At 51.4% G+C, this 18,762-nt stretch carries 19 protein-coding genes and 1 other RNA gene; 15 read left to right on the forward strand and 5 right to left on the reverse strand.

The features are described from left to right. Positions 1-545 precede the first annotated feature (545 nt). The 5 genes from EDM54_RS20885 to EDM54_RS20905 are packed head-to-tail and all read left to right on the forward strand — an operon-like array spanning position 546 to position 4,452. The gene (locus EDM54_RS20885; protein WP_231504267.1) at positions 546-1,910 is read left to right on the forward strand and encodes a right-handed parallel beta-helix repeat-containing protein; all 1,365 of its coding nucleotides are present in this window, start codon (positions 546-548) and stop codon (positions 1,908-1,910) included. Next, positions 1,907-2,491, forward strand: coding sequence for a nitrous oxide reductase accessory protein NosL (locus EDM54_RS20890; RefSeq protein ID WP_122958737.1), 585 nt, complete (start codon positions 1,907-1,909; stop codon positions 2,489-2,491). The genes EDM54_RS20885 and EDM54_RS20890 overlap by 4 nt, the downstream gene beginning before the upstream one ends. 18 nt (positions 2,492-2,509) lie before the next feature. Next, positions 2,510-3,328, forward strand: coding sequence for an ABC transporter permease (locus EDM54_RS20895; protein WP_122958738.1), 819 nt, complete (start codon positions 2,510-2,512; stop codon positions 3,326-3,328). Then, positions 3,321-4,121 (forward strand): ABC transporter ATP-binding protein, encoded by an 801-nt coding sequence (locus tag EDM54_RS20900; protein ID WP_024982956.1) that lies wholly within the window; start codon positions 3,321-3,323, stop codon positions 4,119-4,121. Before EDM54_RS20895 ends, EDM54_RS20900 begins: the two co-directional genes overlap by 8 nt. Then, positions 4,114-4,452: a hypothetical protein gene (locus tag EDM54_RS20905; RefSeq protein WP_024982957.1), complete on the forward strand. Its 339-nt coding sequence runs from the start codon at positions 4,114-4,116 to the stop codon at positions 4,450-4,452. The genes EDM54_RS20900 and EDM54_RS20905 overlap by 8 nt, the downstream gene beginning before the upstream one ends. A 28-nt stretch (positions 4,453-4,480) precedes the next feature. Here EDM54_RS20905 and EDM54_RS20910 read toward each other — a convergent pair whose 3' ends face one another. The 4 genes from EDM54_RS20910 to EDM54_RS20925 all read right to left on the reverse strand — a co-directional run bounded on the left by EDM54_RS20910 (position 4,481) and on the right by EDM54_RS20925 (position 5,967). Then, positions 4,481-4,753, reverse strand: coding sequence for a hypothetical protein (locus EDM54_RS20910; RefSeq protein WP_171506605.1), 273 nt, complete (start codon positions 4,751-4,753; stop codon positions 4,481-4,483). Next, entirely contained in the window at positions 4,710-5,123 is a 414-nt protein-coding gene (locus EDM54_RS20915; RefSeq protein WP_024982958.1) for an ArsI/CadI family heavy metal resistance metalloenzyme, read from the reverse strand. The genes EDM54_RS20910 and EDM54_RS20915 overlap by 44 nt, the downstream gene beginning before the upstream one ends. Before the next feature lie 72 nt (positions 5,124-5,195). Further along, a complete protein-coding gene (locus EDM54_RS20920; protein WP_003390179.1) occupies positions 5,196-5,546 on the reverse strand; it encodes an ArsR/SmtB family transcription factor in 351 nt (116 codons plus the stop codon). Positions 5,547-5,658: 112 nt separating this feature from the next. Then, the gene (locus EDM54_RS20925) at positions 5,659-5,967 is read right to left on the reverse strand and encodes a magnetosome magnetite crystal formation protein family (RefSeq protein WP_003390180.1); all 309 of its coding nucleotides are present in this window, start codon (positions 5,965-5,967) and stop codon (positions 5,659-5,661) included. A 180-nt stretch (positions 5,968-6,147) separates the two neighbouring features. Between EDM54_RS20925 and EDM54_RS20930 the strand changes: the two genes are divergently transcribed. The 4 genes from EDM54_RS20930 to EDM54_RS20945 all read left to right on the forward strand — a co-directional run bounded on the left by EDM54_RS20930 (position 6,148) and on the right by EDM54_RS20945 (position 10,954). Next, on the forward strand, positions 6,148-7,167 hold the full coding sequence (locus EDM54_RS20930; protein WP_171506607.1) for a cation diffusion facilitator family transporter: 1,020 nt from the start codon (positions 6,148-6,150) through the stop codon (positions 7,165-7,167). Positions 7,168-7,299: 132 nt separating this feature from the next. Then, entirely contained in the window at positions 7,300-8,520 is a 1,221-nt protein-coding gene (gene hmpA / locus EDM54_RS20935) for an NO-inducible flavohemoprotein (RefSeq protein WP_122958739.1), read from the forward strand. A gap of 131 nt (positions 8,521-8,651) precedes the next feature. Then, positions 8,652-9,554 (forward strand): DMT family transporter, encoded by a 903-nt coding sequence (locus tag EDM54_RS20940; RefSeq protein WP_170208402.1) that lies wholly within the window; start codon positions 8,652-8,654, stop codon positions 9,552-9,554. Positions 9,555-9,658: 104 nt separating this feature from the next. Then, entirely contained in the window at positions 9,659-10,954 is a 1,296-nt protein-coding gene (locus tag EDM54_RS20945; protein WP_003390186.1) for an NCS2 family permease, read from the forward strand. Between the two features lie 29 nt (positions 10,955-10,983). On the opposite strand, the gene EDM54_RS20950 is transcribed toward EDM54_RS20945, so the two are convergent. Continuing rightward, a complete protein-coding gene (locus EDM54_RS20950) occupies positions 10,984-11,874 on the reverse strand; it encodes an EamA family transporter (RefSeq protein ID WP_122958741.1) in 891 nt (296 codons plus the stop codon). 297 nt (positions 11,875-12,171) lie between these two features. Here EDM54_RS20950 and EDM54_RS20955 point away from each other — a divergent pair, with 297 nt between their 5' ends. The 6 genes from EDM54_RS20955 to recR all read left to right on the forward strand — a co-directional run bounded on the left by EDM54_RS20955 (position 12,172) and on the right by recR (position 18,734). Next, entirely contained in the window at positions 12,172-13,938 is a 1,767-nt protein-coding gene (locus EDM54_RS20955) for an HD domain-containing phosphohydrolase (protein ID WP_122958742.1), read from the forward strand. Positions 13,939-14,008: 70 nt separating this feature from the next. Then, an RNA gene (gene ffs / locus EDM54_RS20960) (signal recognition particle sRNA large type) lies at positions 14,009-14,273 on the forward strand. A 236-nt stretch (positions 14,274-14,509) separates the two neighbouring features. After that, on the forward strand, positions 14,510-15,934 hold the full coding sequence (locus EDM54_RS20965; RefSeq protein WP_003390189.1) for a PAS domain-containing sensor histidine kinase: 1,425 nt from the start codon (positions 14,510-14,512) through the stop codon (positions 15,932-15,934). A 124-nt stretch (positions 15,935-16,058) separates the two neighbouring features. Beyond that, positions 16,059-17,756: a DNA polymerase III subunit gamma/tau gene (gene dnaX, locus EDM54_RS20970; RefSeq protein ID WP_003390190.1), complete on the forward strand. Its 1,698-nt coding sequence runs from the start codon at positions 16,059-16,061 to the stop codon at positions 17,754-17,756. A gap of 33 nt (positions 17,757-17,789) precedes the next feature. Beyond that, positions 17,790-18,101: a YbaB/EbfC family nucleoid-associated protein gene (locus EDM54_RS20975; protein ID WP_003390191.1), complete on the forward strand. Its 312-nt coding sequence runs from the start codon at positions 17,790-17,792 to the stop codon at positions 18,099-18,101. 36 nt (positions 18,102-18,137) lie between these two features. Continuing rightward, positions 18,138-18,734, forward strand: coding sequence for a recombination mediator RecR (gene recR / locus EDM54_RS20980; protein WP_003390192.1), 597 nt, complete (start codon positions 18,138-18,140; stop codon positions 18,732-18,734). Positions 18,735-18,762 lie beyond the last annotated feature (28 nt).

The following is an 18,762-nucleotide window of genomic DNA, read 5'->3' on the forward strand; positions in this document are numbered from 1 at the left end:
GGAAGCGCGGCAACGCGTGGAGCTGACGAATACTAATCGGTCGAGGACTTATCCACACAATCCTTACAGCATGCATATCCAGTTTTGAAGGAATCAATCAAGCCATCCATTTCGGATGGCTTTTTGCTTTTACAAGAATCTTTATGGATGGAAGTCGAGTGAGTTTGCCTCAGCAAATGAGCTGGCCCCCCAATAGCACCGGGCGAGCAGGTAGCTACCTGTATCTGTCCGGTTTTTTATTTGTGAACAGGGGCGCATATTTGTGTACTGCCATGGATATTTGTCTCTTTTTTGCCATTTCTGGTAGCCCGGTTGAGTCATTTCAAAACTGTCAGAGACTGGTATTCTGAAAATGAACTTGGTGAAACGAGAAACAAGGGGGGAGGCACCTGTTTACGAAGGAGAAACACCCGTATGCGAGAGAGAAAAACCTGTATACAAGAGAGAAAAACCTGTTTACGAAAGGGAGGTACCGGCACAGGCGGCACTTGAACCTGCAACGGGTCCTTTGGAGGCTTTTCATCGCCGCTTTTGCAGTTGCTGCCGTGTCCATTCCGGGAAAGGCGACAGCGGCAACGTCATTATTGCAGGAGTTGATTGACCAGGCAAAGCCTGGCGAGACGGTACTCATACCGGCAGGAGCGTATCAGGGGCCGGTCCGGGTGACCAAGCCGATCAAGCTGCTGGGACAAGGCACCGTGGAGATCACCAGTACGGGAAAGGAACCGGCTCTGGTCATTCAAACGGACCACACGACGGTGCGAGGGATACGGATCGTCGACAAGCGAATTAATGAACCGGATGCGTCGGTAATCGTCAAAGGCAGCTACAACGTTCTTGAGCAGCTTGTGATCGAGACGATGGGGACAGGCATGCAGCTGATCAAGGCCGATCACAACATACTGAAAGAGATTGCCGTAATCGGCGGAGTCGATGAACCGGATGAAGGCCAGGAGGAAATTGGGCATGACCATAGTCAGCACAAGCTGCTGGTCCCGAAAAGCACCGGCCCCAAGCCGCAAAAAGGAAACGGCATTAACCTGGATCAGTCCCACTACAATCAACTGACATCCAATCGGATTGGGAACATGTTTGACGGAGTTTATTTGGAAAATAGTAATTTCAATACTATTGAACAAAATTTCGTCGAAAAGTCTCGCTATGGGTACCACTTCATGGGGACGGCCGATACCAAGCTCCTTGGCAATACGGGAAGCGCTAATGTTACGGGAGCGATGCTGATGGAAACGACGCGAGCCACAGTCAAGGAGAACAGGTTCGTCAAGCAGAGAGAGAACCCCAATTCGCAAGGAATCCTTTTGTTCGACGTCACCCAGTCACAAATCGAGAACAACTTGATCGAGGGAAATCGCGTCGGACTGTTCATGGAACAATCCAGCGAAAATCTTTTTAAGGGAAATCAGCTTGAGAAAAACTTTATCGGCATGCAGCTAAAAGAGGCGGCCCACAACGAGGTAACAGCCAACCAGTTCATCTCCAATGTCATTCAGGGTCAGGCGCAGGCAAGCAAAGAGAATCTTTTGGAGGGGAACTACTGGGATACGATGCAGGGAATTGACCTTGATGGGGATCAACACAGTGATATCCCGTACGAGATGAACCCGTTTTTTCTTGCGTTGACGGGAGCTGTCCCGCCGTATCAGCTGTTTTTTCAAGCGCCAGGGTTTGTCTTTTTAGAAGGATTGTTTACATCCGGTACAGGTACGGCCATCCGGGATCCTCGTCCACTGATGGCACCTGCTAAAACGGTACTGGTGGCTACCGACGGGATTCTGCCCGCAGAGCAGACCGAGGAGCAACCCGAGGAGCGTACCTGGGTGATGAGTATCAGTGCATGCTTACTGGCGCTGACGAGTTTGGGAATCTATATGGGAGTGAGACAAAAATGAAGAAATGGAAAATTGCAGCAGGCGCGATGATGGTAGCTTCTGTACTGATGATGGGCTGTGGCAAAGAGGAGGCACAGCCGGTAGAGATTGTGGAGGGCGTGGACAAGTGCGATATTTGCCATATGGAGGTCGCCAATAACCAGCACGCGACCGAAATTGTGCTCAAGGACGGAAAAGCTTTGAAATTTGATGACATCGGCTGCATGTACCGCTGGACGAATGAAAACGGAACAGAGCAAGTGGATGTCCAATTTGTTCGCGACTACCTTTCCAAGGAATGGGTGAAATCCGATCAGGCCAGCTACGCTTATGACGAGAGCTATAAAACGCCGATGGGCTATGGCGTGTACTCCTTCAAAGAGAAAACGGCTGCAGAGGTATTCGTACAGGAGCAGCAAACAGGCAAAGTGATGAGTGCGCAAGATTTGAGCAGCCACAGCTGGGAATCCAGTATGAAGAAGCATAAGGAAGAGCATGGGGGAGGCCACAACGGTGACGGCCAATCCGGTACCCACGGCGCGAATGCGGACGCAAATGGCTCGCACACGCCAAGCGCCGAAACGCAAGGCAAACACAATTGATCAGGGGAAGTGGCAGAAGTGCACATCGATAAAATCGCCAAACGGGAGATCAAGATCGGTTTTCGCAATCCGTGGGCATATTCCTTTATGGCTCTTTTTTCTCTGTTCAGCCTAGCCTTGCTGATCATCCAATCCCAATCGTTTATGGAAGGGTACACGTACACGACAGGGACTATGCTGAACCTGATTCTGTACCTCCTTCCCCTGATGACGATGCTGCTCGCCTCCTTTTCTCTTACCGCAGAAAAGGAGGAGGGGAGCTGGCAGCTGCTTTCTACATACGCGATCACCACGCCCGCTTTTTTATGGGGCAAGTATTTTGGATTGGCGGTGGTGCTCGTTTCGATCGTCTGCTTCGGTTACGGCGTATCCGGGCTGCTCGGGTCGTTTTTAGGGACTGGCTTTACACTTTCCGCCCTGCTTTTTTTCCTGTTCTTCTCCGTTTGCATTGTTTTGCTGTTTTTGGGAATCGCGATCGTCGTCGGTACATTGAGCAAAAACCGCTGGCAGGCGCTCACGTTCGGGGTGAGCATCTGGTTCTTCTTTATTCTCGCATGGCCGACGATACTCATCTCGGTAGTAAGCTTTTTGCCTTATACATGGATCAAGCCAATCCTGCAAATCGCCACCTGCCTCAATCCGGCCGAGTTTGTACGGATTTTCTCGGTAGTCAGAATGGGGGGCGGCTCCATCTTTGGTCCGGAATATTATAACTGGGTCACCTGGATGCAGTCTCCGCTTGGCATTGTCGGGTTTATCGCTCTCAGTATCGGGTGGATTGTCTGTACGATGGGGATTGCCACATTCATCTGGGAAAGAGGGAGATACCGTGATTAATATCGGGTTGGAAATGGTGCAAGTGACGAAAAAAATAAAGGGAAAAACGATTGTCCACCCGTTTGATCTTACCATCAGGCCAGGGCAGGTCGTTGCGCTTTGCGGCGGCAACGGGGCAGGAAAAAGCACGATTTTGCGAATGATTGCGGGACTAACCCAGCCGACCTCTGGCACCATTGAGCTGAATAGACTGGACCGGAAGCTTGACCGCGAGTATTATTTGCGGCAAATCGGCTACATGCCTGATCACTTCAACTTTGGTGCGGGCTTGACCGCCAGCGAGACAATCCGTTTTTTTGCCTCCCTCAAGGGGCGTACTGCACAAGAGGCAGAGGCCGCGCTAAGAGCTGTCGGTCTGGAGGAAGCCCGCAACAAACGGGTCTCGGTGTTTTCCAAAGGGATGCAGCAGAGACTGCTCTTTGCTCAAGCTATTCTGGACAAACCTGCATTGGTTGTTTTGGACGAGCCTACAAACGGTTTGGACCCGTATTGGATGGATACGTTTGTCAGTCTGGTCAAGGAAGTGAAACAGGCAGGGCAAGCCGTCATCTTCTCGACGCATCAGCTGCAGGTGGCTGAGGAAGCGGCCGACCGGGCCATTTTTCTGATGGACGGAAAGATGGTCAGTACGGGAACGATTGAGGAGTACCGCGCCCAGTACGGAACATCCGGCTTGCAGGGGGCCTTCGCCAGTCTGGTTAGCCGAAAGCCTTCCGATGGCGAAGAGGACAGGTCTGCCTCGCCAGTAAAAATTACAATCAGAAAGCGTGAGAATGAGCAGCATGATGAATAACAAAAGGATTTTCTTCCGTTTCCTGTTCGGAGGGGCAGCAGCACTGGCCGCGGTTGTCCTGGCAGCCAATTTTACCAAAATAACAGCAGCCCCTCCCGACGATACCCGAATGATCCTGGAGCATACTCATCGCACCTATATCTCTCCGCCATGCTACGAACAGGCGCAAAAGACCAATCATATCGCCGAATCTACGCTTGGAGAGGCTCGGACGCATTCCTACAGCCCAGAGTCAGCCTGTACCGAGCAGTCCTTGCAGCCGATTCAAATAACGCTTTCCGCCTGGCTGCAAGAAAAACTGGGCATTCAAAAAGGAAAGTGGGATTGGTAAGGGAAACTGGGACTGGCTACAGGGAGCATCAAGCGCAGGAACAACAGCAGGTTTGCGGTGCCGAAGCGATAGTGGCGCCGCTTTTTCCCGCAAGTAAACGCGCCTTTTGCCAAAGCGCAGAAACGGCAATCCGCCTGATAGATTTCTGCTTGAGATACTTCAATGCATGCCGAGAAATGAAATCCAGCTCCCGCTGCCTTTCCATAACCTGCATCTCCGCTACATAAATATTGTCCATCCTATCTCGTCTCCCTTGTTTATTTTTGATTGCAGCAAACAGTCGCATCTTTGGAATGAACATCGGCGTCCTCTTTTGTATAAAAGAACTCCCACTCATTGCCGTCGGGGTCTACTACCCAAAATTTGTCCTGTACCGCATAACAGCAGGTGGTATCGACCTCTTCCTTTTCGATGGTGAGTCCGGCTGCTTGCAGGCGCTCGCGATGTTCGGCCACTTCCCTCGCGCTGTCCACTTGAAAGCCGAAATGGTTGACCTGATTGCCGCCTACCTTGGACCGGGCATTGAGTGTAAAATTCAGGCGGACAGCCTCGACCAGAAACTTGGCGTAGTCGTCCTTTGTTTTGACCGGGTCAACACCGAAAAGACGGGTATAAAAGTCAACCGATTGATCAAGCCGTGTGCAATTGATTCCGACATGTGCATATTTCATGAAAACAACCTCCTATATCAAAAATATTTGATGGATATATCAAAAAAAATTGATGAATAGACGAAAAAGAAATCAGCAGCAATCGCTGCTGCAGCGAAATACACAGCACAGCTCTTCGGATAACAAGCGGTTGACCTCTGCGTGATTCAGCCAATAGTAGTTCCAGACGCCGTCGCTTTCCTTCTGGATCAACCCGGCATCGAGCAAAATTTTCAGGTGATAGGAAAGCTTAGACTGCGCCATCTCCAGCACTTCCGCCAGGTCGCAAACGCAGACCCGGCCGTGCTTGGTCAGCTCGTGCATGATCTGCAGTCGTTTTTTATCTGCCAAAGCCTTGAATTTACTTTCAAAGAGGTCAAAAGCTGGTTCTGTAGATGCTGTGTCCGATGGAGCTGTTTCAGAAACTGTGCTGATTTCTTTCATGGTCCGTTCCTTTCATCAAAAACTTTTGATATAGGCAATCATATGCGAAACGGATGTTTTTGGCAATCCATAAAATCAAATTTTTTTGATGAAGGCTATCGTTCGCCCTGCGTTACCCGACCAAAGCGCCAATGATCGGATAGGAGAAAGGACGTCCGCCGAGCGAATACAAAATACCTTTGATCGGGTAGTACAGCGCCATCAGGCCAAAAACGACAAAGAATGGAATGCCGATCAGGATGAAGACAAACGGCCAGGATATTGCAATCAGAACCCCGATAATCACGTGAAACAGCAATGCCTGAAGCGCTGTATTCTTAACCTCTCGATCGGCCATGAGCAGCCAGACGAGCAGCGGCACCAATACAGGTGCGAAAAAAGCGCTGGCGTGCGTGATAGCTTTTACTCCCTTATGATCCATGATAGATCCTCCCAGATAACGAAATAATAATGTCTATGTCCTTATAATACGAAACAGCACCTGCTTTCGTAACAGCCAAAAGCTTGAACAGGAGATCCACCTTGAGACGGAGAAATTGATTGGAAAAATCAGTCACATCCGTTATCATGAACATCACTTGTTTCGCTTATCCATTTAATCATGAAAGGGCTTGTTAAGAGGGGGATAACGTTGGGGAAATTGACCTTGTGGCAATTGATGAAAAAAGGCAATAAATCTTCTGCGGCGGCAGCACTGGGTAACACGGGCCTGGCGATCATAAAAGGCATCGCGGCTGCTTTGAGCGGCAGCGGGGCGATGTTTGCTTCGGCCATGCATTCTGTCGCCGATGCCGTCAACCAAGGATTTGTCTATGCGGGAAGTGTGCTTGCGGAAAAGGAGCCAACTCGTCGATTTCCGTCCGGTTTTGGCCGGGTCATCAACATCTTTTGCATGGTGGCTGTAATTGTGGTTACGATCATGGCGTATGAGACGATCTTGGAGGGCTTCCATCTGCTGGCCCACCCCGTACAGGCTGGACATTTTATACTCAATCTTGTCGTATTGCTCCTGGCTGTTGGCGTAGACGGCTTTATTCTGGTGAAAGCGATGAAGGAAATCGCCCGAGAGACGAGGACGGAAGCAAAAGGAATGGCTGTTATAAAAGTCGCATTTCAAAATGTTGGGCGTGCGGCGCCTCCGACCCGGCTGGTGTTTTACGAAGATCTGGTTGCGACATCAGGGGCTTTGCTCGCGTTGCTAGCGGTCATCGTCACCCAGTTGACCCCTGTGAAGGCACTGGACGGCATTGCGACGATTCTGATCGGAATCCTGATGGTCTTGGTGGCGTTTAAGGTTGGCTACGACAATATGGTGGGCTTGATCGGCGTGGCCGCTCCTCGCGAGGTGGAGGATCGGGTGGCGCGCATTATTTTTCAGGACCCTTCTGTAACGGATATCAATCGGATGAGAATTATGCAAGAAGGGCGCTTTTACCATGTTGAAGTTTATCTGGAGCTGGTAAAAGGTCTGACGCTTGCGGATGCAGACGATATCAAATTCCGGGTGCGGGACGAGCTGTTGAAGGACCCGGACATTACGGATGTCACGCTGGGCATTCTGGAGGACAACGACGTCCGCGACTGGCGGCCGGAAAAAGAAGAGCCCCAGCCGGTTCAATAGAAACGAAGACCCGCCCTGCCGTTCACAAACCTTCCACGTTTGATGTGATTCCAGTCACAGATGCGGAAAATGCCCCCCTTTATACTGAGAGTTGTCAAAGAAATTGACCTCAGGAAAGAAGGAGGGCCTAGCATGCTTAGTCCACAAACCATTGCGATCATCAAATCGACTGTGACTGTCCTCGAGGTGCACGGCAAAGCCATTACAACCAGATTTTACGAAATGATGTTTGCAAGCCATCCCGAACTTTTGAACATATTCAATCACGCCAATCAAAAGCAAGGCCGTCAGCAAACAGCCCTTGCCAATGCCGTTTATGCGGCGGCTGCCCATATCGACAATCTGGAAGCGATCCTGCCGGCAGTGAAGCAAATCGCCCATAAGCATCGGAGTCTGGGCATCAAGCCGGAGCATTATCCCATCGTCGGGGAGAATCTGCTTGCCGCTATCAAGGATGTCCTGGGCGATGCGGCGACCGATGAAATCATCAATGCCTGGGCCGAAGCATATGGTGTCATCGCCGATGCCTTTATCAGCGTGGAAGAAGGCATGTACCGGGAAGCCGAGGCAGCAGAGGGGGGCTGGAGAGATTTTCGCGATTTCGTCGTGGTCAAAAAGGAGAAAGAGAGCGCTGTCGTAACATCTTTCTACCTGAAGCCAAAGGATGGCGGACCGCTTCCTCCCTTCCAGCCTGGCCAGTACATCAGCGTGAAAATGACAGTACCCGGTGAGACTCATACGCATATTCGCCAGTACAGCCTGTCCGACAGTCCCGGCAAGGAATATTACCGCATCAGCGTCAAGCGTGAAGACGGAGGAGAGGAGAAACCGGCTGGAATCGTCTCCTGCTATCTTCACAGTCATGTGCAGGAAGGCGATATCCTGCAAATCAGCGCACCTGCCGGCGATTTCATTCTGGATACGGAAGCCGACACGCCTGTGGTGCTGTTAAGTGGCGGCGTTGGGCTTACGCCGCTGGTGAGCATGCTTCAAACACTAGCGCAGCGTCAACCGAAAAGGCCGGTCATGTTCATTCATGCGGCTCGCAACAGTCTGACTCATGCGATGAAGGAGCAGGTAACTCAGCTTGCACGTCGTCATGAAAATGTACGGTCATATGTTCTTTACTCTGAGCCGACTGAGGAAGACCGCAAGCTCGGCGGCTTTGACAAGGAAGGCCATGTCGATCTGCCATTGCTGCAGTCACTGCTCCCCGATAACCGGGCTGATTTTTATTTCTGCGGCCCCGTTCCGTTTATGAAAACCGTCTATCGCGCGCTGCAGGAATGGGGAGTACCGCATGAACGCATCCACTACGAGTTTTTTGGTCCAATGGGTAGCTTGAATGAATAATTTTTAGTATAAATAAAATGTCCATTGTCTTTTCGCCCTCCGCTGCAAAGCGGAGGTATTTTTTTTCTTGCAATGCAAGCTTGCTCTCTCATCTCTCACTTATAATGGATGATTATGGGAGGCGTGATAGTGTGCATACAAAAAAACAACTTCTTTGGGCAGACTTGTCGTTACTTTTTATAGCTCTTGCCTGGGGCTATACGTTTATCCTGTCCAAGGATCTGCTGACGGAGCTGACACCCTTCGTTTTCACCGGAACGCGCTTCCTCGTCGCGGCTTTGATCCTGTTGCCGTTTGTTTGGAAACGTCTGAGGTCCGTTAGCCGGGAGGTGTGGATACAAGGAGCGGTTTGCGGAATTGCCTTGTGTGCCGCCTACACCTTGCAAATCCTGGGGATCGAGAGGACGACACCGGGCAAGGCCGGAGTTATTACAGGAACCAATGTGATTCTCGTTCCATTTTTGTATTTCCTGTGGAGAAGGCTGCCGGTAAAAAAGGGGGCAGTCATAGGCTCTCTGCTCGCTTTCTCAGGTCTGCTTTGTTTGTCGGGGGAAGGGGAATGGGCCGGGCTGTCGTCGGGCGATCTGCTCGTGTTCCTCTGTGCCGTCTTTTTTGCGCTGCACATCCTGATGGTCGACCGAGCCTATGAAAAGCACCAGGACATCGATACGCTTGCCTTTGTGATGATTCAGCTGATGGTTGTGGGCGTGATCGATACGGCGATTGCTGCCGTCAGCGAGCCGATTCCTCATCAGCTCAGCGGGTACGGCTGGTTTGCTTTCTGGTTTGACTGCCTGATCGGGACGCTTTTGGCCTATGTCGTTCAAATCAAGGCACAACAATTTTCTCCGCCGGTTCACGTGAGCATCCTGCTCTCCTTGGAAGCGGTTTTTGCCTTTCTTTTCTCCTGGCTCCTGTGGGGAGAACCGCTGACCACTGTCGTAGTGATCGGGGTGGCTCTCATGCTTGCGGGAATCTACGTGACGGAGCTGTCAGACCACAAGGAAAAGGCGGATGAAGTGGACCGCATTTGATCAAAATACGTGTATCCATCCTTTATCGGAGGGAGACAAAGCGCAATTTTTGCCGTTTTTATCTGGAGCTTTGAAAAATCGGATATACAGGAGCAGCTCTGCACATGATCAACCAGCGCAAGTGGACCTGGAAGCAGGAAGTGATCGCAGGTCTTACGACTTTTTTTACGATGGCTTACATTATGGTGGTAAACCCGCTTATTTTGGCCGATGCCGGTTTGCCGTTTGAACAGGGCTTCACCGCAACGATCATAGCCACTGTGGCGGGAACCTTGATCATGGGCCTGTGGGCCAATTACCCGATCGCTATCGCGCCGGCTATGGGGCTTAATGCGTATTTCGCCTACTCGGTTGTGAAAGCGGAGGGCGCCCTGACGTACACTGTCGCCTTTTCGGCTGTCTTTGTCGCCGGAGTGGTGTTTGTCCTGTTGTCTTTGACGCCGCTTCGCTCCAAGCTGATCGAAGTGATCCCCGATAATCTCAAATACGCCATTACGGCCGGGATCGGTTTGTTTATTACTTTTATCGGTCTGCGCTTAACAGGGCTTGTCACTGATCACCCGACCAATCTGGTCGCGTTGGGCGACCTTCACTCTCCGCAAGTTGTCCTGGCCTTGATCGGGCTCGGTGTCACGCTTGTATTTTTATCGCTCAATCTGAACGGTGCGCTTTTTTTCGGAATGGTGGTCACCGGACTGCTGGCTTGCCTGAATGGGCAGCTAACTTTTGAAAAAGGACTCATTTCCACTCCTTCACTGCCGAATGGTTTGATCGTTTTAAGCCCGATTCAGGCTTTTTCTGATGTGGCCAGCTACGGATTGTACGCTGTCGTTTTCTCCTTTTTGCTGGTTACCTTGTTTGATACGACTGGAACTGTGCTCGGAGTGAGCAGGCAAGCGGGATTACTGGTGGACAACAAGCTTCCCCGGGCAGAGAGGGCGCTGGTTGCGGATTCCGCTGCTACACTGATCGGCTCCGTATTCGGAACCAGTCCGACGTCCGCCTACATCGAGTCGGCCTCAGGGGTAGCGGCAGGAGGACGCACGGGAGTCACAGCGGTAGTGGTGGCGCTCCTGTTTGGAATCGCAGCGTTTTTTGGCCCTCTGGTGGGTGCCGTATCAGGGATTTCTGCGATTACTTCTCCGGCGCTCGTCGTGGTAGGCTCCATGATGCTGGGCAATGTCCGCTATATCGATTGGGATGCGATGGACGAGTCTTTCCCCGCCTTTCTCGTCATCGTCAGCATGCCGCTCACCTCCAGCATCGCGACGGGGATCGCGCTCGGGTTTATTTCCTACCCGCTGATGAAGGTGTTGAAAGGGAAATGGAGAGAAGTGCATCTCCTTGTTTATATTTTTGCTATCCTGTTTATTTATCAGCTTGCATTCTTGCCGCATTAAGGCAGATGCGAAAAGCGCCCTCTTCCTGCTCAAGACAGGGGAGAGGGCGCTTTGCTTTTTCCGCGGTGGCGTGCCCACTCAGGCAGCACCATTCCGAGCAGGATGACGACCACGCCAAGCCATTGCAGCAGGCTGACAGACTCCTGCAGGATGAGGTAGGAAGAAAAGACGGCCGTCGGCAGCTCCGCAGCTCCCAGGATTCCGGCCATCCCCGGACCGGTGTGCGGGACTCCGAAAGTAAAGCAAACAGTCGGGACAAACACGCCGAACAAGGCGAGCAGAAACACATATCCAAACAGGCCTTCCCACAGCACGCCGCTGGTGAGAAAGGCTGGTGGGTAGATAAGAAATATGAGCAGCATAGAGCCAGTCGACATAAAAGATGTACGAATCCAGGGATTCACGTCGGCAGCCGCTTTTCCGCTAAAAAAGATAAACAAGGTGTACGAAACGGCAGCCAAAAGCCCAAAGATGACACCGACGAGCGAAAATTCGCTGATTCCTTTGTCCAGCACACCCCCGGCCAAAAGCGTGCCCGCGAGCAGCAGAACGAGTGAAAACAAGGTGGGCGCAGAAGGTTTTTTGCGTGTGAGGATGGTCTCCAGCAAGACGCCCATCCAGGTAAACTGAAACAGCAGAACAATCGCAATAGAAGCGGGTATATGCTGCAAGGCGTTGTAGTAGAGCAAACCGGTGGAGCCGACCGGAAGTCCAGCAGCCAAAAGCAGAAGAATACGCTTGAGAGGCGGCTTATGGCGCAGGGCAAAGAGGGCCGGTATCCACGTTAGTACGAAACCAAAAAAGATCTGCCCGCCTACTACTTCCGCCGGTGAATATCCTTGTCCGTAGGCCAGCTTGACAATCGTCGACAAAATTCCATAGCTGCATGCGCCCAAAAAGACAAGCAGAATGTATCGCATAGGTATGTAACTCCTTACAGTGTGTTTGTACTTTGCTAGGATAATACGAATATTTCCTTTTGTCTATGTATGGAAAATTTGATGGCAAAAAAATCCGTTCAATCAACAAATAACAGGTTTATTGTCCACTCCAAGGTGGAAGGTATTGAAGTGTCACCGAATATTGGCAGCAAACCAGATTCAGTTTGTCAAACAGAGCGGGCATCTCCTTTTCATAGCGTATGCTTGGAGGACAGGAGATATCCTTTTGCCAAAGTGTCGTCGCAGCCAAAAAACTGACTGAGAAGGGGGAGGCTCATGTTTTCTAAAGCAAAAGATCGAATATTTGCAGCCTTGCTGTTTTTGTGCCTGATCCCCATCATCCTCGTCAGCCTGGTCAACTATCATGCGGCGAAAAAGGCGCTGTTTGAACAGTACTCGACAAACATCCGGGAACACATGCGCCGCCTTGACGACCAACTTTCCCTCTACTCGATGGTAGGGCAACGGGAACTGGACAAGCTGGCGGAAAAATTGTCAGCCCCGATCAATTCCGGCAAGCTCATCATGCCTCCAGGCAGAGGCCATCCCCCCTCCACTCCGACTGCTGAGACAGCGGCCGTACTTGAAGCTTTTACCGAAATTCAGAAAAAACACGCAAACTCGCGAAATATTTGTCTGATCGGCATTGATGGGACCTCCCTCTTCTTGCTGCCGAAAAACGGGGGAAGTGAAAGCGACCCGCGAGGATGGGATGTTTACCATCATACGTTGAGGGACGGGCAGGGCCATTTTCATATTATGAAGAGCGACGGTCGGGAAGGAGAGAGCTGGTGGACCTCCCGTCTGATAAAGGATGACCAGGGCAGGCTTTTTGGGGTTCTGGCGATAGAGTGGAATGCCAAACAAATCAACAAATGGCTGCAGAAAGATATCCGACCGACCAATACGACGCTGCTCATCTTTTCCAGAGGCAATATGCTGCTTTTTGGAGACAAGGACGGAACCGACAGGGAAGACTGGACGGGTCAGGAATATTCTTCGGTGCTCCAAGCGCTGCAGGAAGGTACCGGAAAAGAAGTCATTCCGTTCATTCATGGAAATGAAGAAATGCACCTGTTTCACTACATGTCGCCTGTATCGGGATACACCTACGTAGAGCTCCTGCCGAACAGTGCGATTGACCAACAGCTAAATCCGCTGAAAGAGATCTTTTGGGTGGTCACGATTCTGGTGGTGTTGTTGGCGGTGATCATTACCCGGCGGGTGGCCAAGTGGATTGACAGACCGATCCGTTCCCTGGTCGAGGCGACGGAAGCCTTGCAGCAGGGCGATTTCTCCATACGGGTAAAAAAACACGGGCTGCAGGAGATATCTCAGCTTGAGGATAAATTTAATCAAATGGCCTCACAGCTTCAGACGCTGATCCAACGCGAGCGGGATTACATGCAGACAGGGCTCGATCAAATCGTCCGGAGCTTCTATCTGGCCGTTGAAATGAAGGACCCATATACCGCGGGGCACAGTGAACGCGTCACGGAATATGCGCTGATTATCTACGATCATATGGACGAACGAAAAAAAGCGGAATTTTCCCGTGATGACCTTCGTTTTGCAGGGTTGATGCACGATATTGGCAAGGTGGCGATACCTGATCGCGTCCTGCTCAAAGACGGAAAGCTGACGGACGAGGAGTATGAATTGATCAAGCTGCATGCCTCGATCGGCGCGAATATCGTCAATCAAATCGTAAGTCTTGCCCACGTGAGCCCTGGTGTCCGCCATCATCATGAGAGGTGGGACGGCAGGGGGTACCCGGACAGGCTGGCGGAAAAGGATATCCCGCTGATGGGGAGAATTTTGGCAGTTGCCGATACCTTTGATGCGATGACTTCAACTCGTTCTTACCGAAAAGCGCTTTCCATGGAGGAAGCTCATGCCGAGATCCTCCGCTGCGCCAGCACCCAGTTTGATCCGGAAATCGTTCAGGTGTTCAGCAAGGCTTACAAAGCAGGTTGTTTCCATAGAAACAAGCTTCCATCCTACACCAACCAAAGCGATCTGCCGGCAGCTGCACAAGCCTGAGGGGGAGATTCCCTCTTTTGGTTGGCTTTACGCCTTGCGATTACACCTTATCTTTGGTATGCTTATGCTACCGTGCTAGACGGGGAGGTTGCGGTGCCCTGTAACCTGCAATCCGCAATAGCAGGGTTGAATTCCTATCAGAGGTCTTCTCATGTGAGGCTGCCTTATGATGGCGGTGTTGAGGAGCGGGTCCTGTGCAACGTGAACCCATGAACCTGGTCAGGTCCGGAAGGAAGCAGCCATAAGTGGATCATCGCGTGTGCCGCAGGGTAGCCTGTTCTGAGCTGTAGTCATAAGTAACGCTTGGATGGGGACGATCGACGATAGGTGCACGGTATATAATATAAATAATGAAGAACAGACGGTATGTTCCTGAGCGGATCGTACCGTTTTTTATTTAGCCATAGACTGCCATGAGCCGTTCATGACAATTTTTGTTGCTTTCTGGCGATCTCTAGCGAAAACATTTCCGGTAAAAATCGGTTGTTCCGGAAGGTTATTCCCATTTTTTGACGAAATTGTACGTGAACGGCAGACGCTTGAAAAATGCTAAGGTCAGGGGGGACAAGCTGTGGGAGAATCAATGTCGTTACATCTCGTCGGCTCGTCCAAAAGATTGCAACAGTTTGTCCAACAGTTGCCAACTGCTATTTTCCTGGTAGATCAAGCGGGATGTATCGTAGAGGTGAATGAACAGCTGTTGCGTGTCACAGGCTATCGATACGAAGAGCTGATCAACAAGCCCTTTCACCTTCTTTTGCCGTACGACGGTACGATAGAGCAGTTGTATTTGGAACTAATGGGCCAGGAAGCTGACCAAACGCTGGATGTGCTCTGGCAGGACAGTCAGGGCAGAACTGGCAAAACGCCAGCGATAATTATGATGCAGCCCGGAGAACATCCGTCTTATGTGGTCCACTTGTTTGAGCTGGGCAAAGAAACGGAGAACACGCTCTCCCAAAGGCTGATTGACAAACTTACGAATGACAGCAGCCTGGGTTTGTTTGTGCTGGATGAGCAAGGACGTATCGTAGAAGCGAGTCAAATGGCTTGCAAACTGCTGGGAAAAAACCGCATGGAGGTCATCAATAAGCACGTAGACCAAATCTTCGCCGGGATCCCGGAGGATCATCGACTCATCAGACGCGAACTGTTGGACGGTGTCAAACTCTACAACATGGCGACGTCATGGAGCAATGACAACCAACGCTATGAACTAATTGTCGACGCCAACACGCTTCAGGATGAATCGGGTAAAACCGTAGGTGCTTTCTTTCTCTTTAAGGATATAACAAACCTGCGCTCCTTCGAGCAAAAAATAGAGCGGAACGAAAGGCTGGCCATGATCGGGCAGATCGCTGCCGGCACCGCACACGAAATCCGCAATCCGCTCACGTCCATAAAAGGTTTTTTGCAAATGTTTTTGCAATCGTTTAGCGAAAACGGGATGGATCGCGAACGAACCTACACCGAAATCATGTTGACGGAGATCAACCGGATCAACTCTCTTGTCAGCGAGTTTTTACTGCTGAGCAAGCCCCGTGATGTGCAGTACGCGATCGTCGATTTGAATACCGTTTTTGAGGAAATCCTGCCGATCGTGGAATCGCAGGCTTTGCTCTACGGCGTTGAAGTCCAGTTTTCGTCCCGAGGCAAATTGCCGCTTGTCGTGGGGGATACCGAACTATTGAAACAGGTTTTCATCAATATTTGCAAAAACGGGATTGAGGCCATGGGAGAACAGGGGACCTTGAACATCTCCCACCACATCGATCCAGACGGCGACAAGGTCAGCATTGATATCAGAGATTCCGGACCGGGAATACCGTTGTACATTATTGACAAAATATTCGACCCTTTCTTTACCACAAAAGAAGAGGGGACCGGCCTGGGCCTGTCTGTTTGCCAAAAGATCATTCACGATATCGGTGGACAGATTCGCGTTTCCACCAAAGGATATGGCACGACCTTCCACATCCTGCTCCCCTATTTGTAAACAAGACCTTCTACGAGGCGTCCCGCAAGCAGTACGGGGCGTTTTCTTTGTACGATGCGGAGCAGATGTTGTATAATAGATGAGATTCGGAAGAGGACTGTGCAGATTGGAGTGTCACACAACCATGGCTTACACCGCGCTGTATCGCGTTTACCGACCGCAAGCCTTTCAAGACGTGGTAGGACAAGAGCATGTGACCGTCACCTTGCGCAATGCGTTGCGTGAGCAAAGGCTGTCTCACGCCTATTTGTTCAACGGTCCCCGAGGTACAGGCAAGACCAGTGCAGCCAAAATTATGGCCAAGGCTGTAAACTGCGAGCAGCCGCAGGATGGCGAGCCGTGCAATCAGTGCGATACCTGCAAGGCAATCACCGACGGCTCCGTCACCGATGTACTGGAAATCGACGCCGCCTCCAACCGGGGGGTTGAGGAGATACGAGACATTCGCGACAAGGTAAAATTTGCTCCCAGCGATGTCAGGTACAAGGTGTACATTATTGACGAAGTGCATATGCTGACGACGGAAGCGTTTAATGCGCTGTTAAAAACGCTGGAGGAACCTCCTCCCCACGTCATTTTTATTTTAGCGACGACTGAACCGCACAAACTGCCTGCTACGATTATCTCTCGCTGCCAGCGCTTCGATTTTCACCGCATCCCGCTGAGGGAGATGGTCAGGCGTTTGTCATATATTTGTGAAGCGCAGCAGGTGCGGGTAGAAGAGCAAGCCTTGACGCTGGTGGCAAAACTGGCGGAGGGCGGCATGCGTGATGCGCTGAGCCTGCTGGATCAAGCGATCAGCTACTCCAAGGATCAGGTAACAGCTGCTGACATTATGCAGATAACGGGAACGGTGTCACAGGGGTACTTTTCCGTATTGGCCAAACATATCGCCGAACGCGATGTAGCTCCGGTCATGGAGCAGTTTGACAAGGTGATGGTGCAAGGGAAAGACCCTGAGCAATTTTTAAACGATTTTCTCCACTACTATCGAGATATGCTGCTCCTGAAGACAGCACCTCACTTGGAAGAAATCGTGGAACGGACAACGATCGACGAACAGTTCGCCCAAGTGGCAAAGCTGTACGAGATAGCCGACCTCTACGAGGCCATTGAGACATGCAATCAGGCACTTACCCAATTGAAATGGTCTACCTACTCTCGCGTACTGGTGGAACTGACGCTGGTGAAATTATGCCAAGTGCAGGGGAAAGCTCCGGCAGTACCCGTACAAAGTGCTGTGGGGAATGACGACCTGGCTGCACTTGTCAATCGCGTCAGAGTGCTGGAAGAGAAGCTTGCGCAGCTCGCCCAGGGGCAGGCCATGGAAGCCGGTCAACCGAGAGCAGAGGAACCGCGAAAAAGTGAAGCGCGCCGTCCGGCTGCTGCCGGTGGGGGTTCGCGGACACCGATGAACAAGGTGCGGGAAGCGGCAATGGTCATCGATGAAGCGATGTCCCGTCAGGTCCGTGGCCAGTGGAGCCAGATATTGGCCGAGGTCAAAAAGGTCAAAATCCAGTATCAAGCCTGGTTGGTTAACGGGCAGCCCGCTGCAGTTGGCGGCGATTCGATCATCGTTACCTTTACCAGCCCGATTCACTGCGACAAGACGATGGAGCCGGAATTGAAAAGCGTGATCGAGCGGGCCATTTTCGCTGTAATTGGCAAGCAGCTGCAGCTTCTCTCCGTCATGGAAGAAGAGTGGCAGTCGGTTCACCAGCAAGCGGCGCAGGGAGAGGCTCAGACGCAAGAGGAGCAGGACCCGTTTGTGGCTGAGGCCATCCGTCTGGTGGGCGAGGGACTTGTTGAAGTGAAAGAATAGATAACCACACATCCGATTAAGGAGGACAACCACGTGAAAAACATGCAACAAATGATGCGTCAAGTAAAGAAAATGCAGGAAGAGATGCAAAAAGCCCAGGAAGGCCTGAAGGAAAAGGTAGTGGAAAGCTCTGCTGGCGGCGGCGCCGTAATGGTAAAGGCCAATGGTCATAAGGAAATTATCGACATTACGATCAAGCCGGAAGTAGTGGACGCCGATGATGTGGAAATGCTGCAGGACCTCGTTTTGACCGCTGTCAACGATGCTCTGCGCAAAGTCGATGAATTGGTCGGCAAAGAAATGGGACGCTTTACCGGAGGGATGAACATTCCGGGATTGTTCTAGTCGCGCACGTCGGAGCCTTTTGAAGGAGTAGAAGCGATGTTTTATCCCGAACCGGTCTCAAAACTGATCGAAGGCTTTATGAAACTGCCAGGCATTGGTCCAAAAACGGCAGGACGCCTGGCCTTTTTTGTACTCAATATGAAAGAGGACGATGTCCTGGACTTGGCCAAGGCGCTGGTCAATGCCAAGCGCCAATTGCAGTATTGCTCTGTTTGCAACAACATCACCGATCTCGATCCGTGCCATATTTGCCGCGACAAACGTCGGGACGGCTCGATCATCTGCGTCGTACAGGAGCCGAAAGACGTGGTGGCGATGGAAAAGACCCGGGAGTTCGAGGGGTATTACCATGTACTGCACGGAGCCATCTCCCCTATGGATGGGATTGGGCCGGAGGACATTCGCATCCCTGATCTGCTCAAGCGGCTGGGAGACGAGCAGGTGAAGGAAGTCATTTTGGCGACGAATCCCAATATCGAAGGAGAAGCGACGGCGATGTACATTTCCCGTCTGATCAAGCCGTTCGGTATTCGGGTCACGCGGATCGCCCATGGATTGCCGGTTGGCGGCGATTTGGAGTACGCAGACGAGGTTACGCTGACCAAGGCATTGGAAGGGCGACGGGAGTTATAAGAGAAAATGCAATACCTCAAACCCAGAC

The organism is Brevibacillus borstelensis (assembly GCF_003710865.1).
GTDB lineage: Bacteria > Bacillota > Bacilli > Brevibacillales > Brevibacillaceae > Brevibacillus > Brevibacillus borstelensis.